General features: G+C 71.0%; 1 protein-coding gene and 2 pseudogenes. All 3 read right to left on the reverse strand.

Features of this window, described 5'->3' with window-relative positions:
* Window positions 1-91: 91 nt before the first annotated feature.
* Window positions 92-475: pseudogene (locus ACFXBC_RS24360) on the reverse strand (Dyp-type peroxidase domain-containing protein); the annotation flags it as partial.
* A 31-nt stretch (window positions 476-506) separates the two neighbouring features.
* A complete protein-coding gene (efeO, locus tag ACFXBC_RS24365; protein ID WP_385028210.1) occupies window positions 507-1,652 on the reverse strand; it encodes an iron uptake system protein EfeO in 1,146 nt (381 codons plus the stop codon).
* 154 nt (window positions 1,653-1,806) lie between these two features.
* Window positions 1,807-2,242 (reverse strand): annotated as a pseudogene (locus tag ACFXBC_RS24370) (hypothetical protein); the annotation flags it as partial.

A 2,242-nucleotide genomic window follows, 5' to 3' on the forward strand; every position in this document is an offset into this window, starting at 1 on the left:
GTGTGGGCGGCGGAGAAGGGCGACGCGGCCTGGATGACCGGCGGTTCCTATCTGGTGGCCCGCCGTATCCGGATGCATATCGAGACCTGGGACCGAGCGCCTCCCCGGTGTCGTCGGGCGGGGCCTCGGCGAGACCGCCGTACGCGCCGTCGCCCACGGTGTGTCCCTGGGTCATCAGGGCGGCGGCCGCCGTCCAGTCCTTGAGCAGCTGGACCAGTTCGGCCCGGTCGCCGGTCGTCACGTCGAACGACGCGAAGTGCAGCCGGTCCTGGACGGCGGTGGCGATCCCGGCCTGGTGCGCGCCGTGGAACGGCACCGCCGCGCCGGACTCCGCCACCGGGGCGGTCCCGTCGTCGGTGCGCAGCGCGGCGGCGGTCGCGCCGCCCGCTGCCACGGCCCCGATCGCGAGCCCCGCGCCGCCCCAGCCGATCAGGGAACGCCGGGACGGGGAAGCGGCGCCGCTCTCGTCAGCCATGAGGTGCTCCTGCCTTGTCCGTGCCGGGCGCTTACTTGGTGACCACGGCCGCTGCGAGCTTCGACAGCGGTTCGGCCAGGGCGTTGACGGCGTCCGACAGCTTCTTGCGGTCCGCCTCGGAGACCTTGTCGTACGGCGTGAAGTCGTACGAGGTCTTGTCGTCGCGGTAGTGGTCGAGCAGCGAATTGAGCGCCGTGAACTGCTTGTCCAGCTCCTTGGCCAGGGCCGGCTGGTTCTTCGACGCGACCGGCTTCAGCAGCTCGTACGCCTGCTGGGCGCCCTCGACGTTCGCCTTGAAGTCGACCAGGTCGGTGTGGCTGTAGCGGTCCTCCTCACCGGTGATCTTCCCGGTGGCGACCTCGTCGAGCAGCTCCTTGGCGCCGTTGGCCATCGACGTCGGGGTGATCGCGGCGGTGCCCACCCGCTTCTGCCAGTCGGCGAGGTCGGTGTCCAGCTCGGTGGCGAGGGACTTCTCGGTGGCGCCGATCTTCTTGTCCTGCCAGAGCGACTTCTCCAGCCGGTGCCAGCCGGTCCACTTCTGGCCCTTCTCCAGGCCGTCCGCGCGGGTGTCGGTCTTCGGGTCGATGTCGCCGAACGACTCGGCGACCGGCTCGGTGCGCTCCCAGCCGATGCGCGAGGGCGCGTACGCCTTCCTGGCCGCCGCCAGATCACCCCGGCGGATGGCGTCGGTGAAGACCTTCACCTTCGGCAGCGTCCCGTCCGCCTGCTCCTGGGCGTACGTGCGGTACGCGGCGACCGCGGCGTCCAGCTTCGGGTCACGCTTGACGGCCTTGCCGCCGGTGACGGTGACCTTCTGGCGGATGCCGTTGCCCTTCATCCCGGGCTTGCAGGCGATCTCGTACGAACCGGCCTTCACCTCGGCGGTCAGGCTCTGCTTCAGACCGGGGCCTATGTTCTCGCGCTCCGCGACGATGCGGTCGTCCGGGAAGAGCAGATAGACCTCGGTGACCTTGGAGCCCTTGTTCTCCAGGGCGAACTGCACGTGCCCGGCGGGGAATTCGGTGGTGGAAACCTTGCAGGCGGAGTCGCTCGCGGTGACGGAGACGACACCGTCGCCGCCCGCCTTGGCGTCGCTCTTCTTGGCGCAGCCCGTGACGGCGGTCAGAGCGGCCACGGCCGTGACGGCGGTGACGACGGAGAGTCGGACGGGTCGCATAGGGGCTCCACACGCGGTGAAAGGTCGACTGAGGCAGCCCTAACTTAGCCGAGGCTTACCTCACCGATACCCGCTCGTGTCGTGATTCAGGTCTCATTGCGGAGAACATCGCGAAGAGCGGACACAAGCCCGTCACGGCATGGTCATGATCAGGTCAAGCCGCTCCCGGTGGCTGCCGTTCAGGGATGACGAGCGGCGCTCCGGTGTCCGGATGGGCCAGCACTTCGACCGGCTGCCGGTACACGCGGCTCAGCAACTCCGCGGTGAAGACCCGGGACGGCGGACCGTCGGCGGCGATCCGTCCGCCGTGCAGGACGGCGGCCCGGTCGGCGTAGGCGGCCGCCAGTCCGAGATCGTGCAGGACCACCACGACCGCACACCCGGCGGCGGCCCGCTCCCGGCAGATCCGCAGCACCAGTTCCTGATGGCGCAGATCGAGTGCGGCGGTCGGCTCGTCGAGCAGCAGCAGCGGGGCCCGCTGGGCGAGCACCCGGGCCAGGGCGACCCGGGCGCGGGGGGCGCGCGGGAGGGGGGGGGAGTGGCGGGGGGGGGAAACCGCGCCCACCGGGGGGGGCCCCCCCCACCCCGCC

Origin of the sequence: Streptomyces sp. NPDC059398 (assembly GCF_042751845.1) — a bacterium.
Classification (GTDB): Bacteria; Actinomycetota; Actinomycetes; order Streptomycetales; family Streptomycetaceae; genus Streptomyces.

Bases quoted from the DNA above. Each gene is read 5' to 3' on its own strand.
- efeO (WP_385028210.1), bottom strand. From the start codon at position 1,652: ATGCGACCCGTCCGACTCTCCGTCGTCACCGCCGTCACGGCCGTGGCC.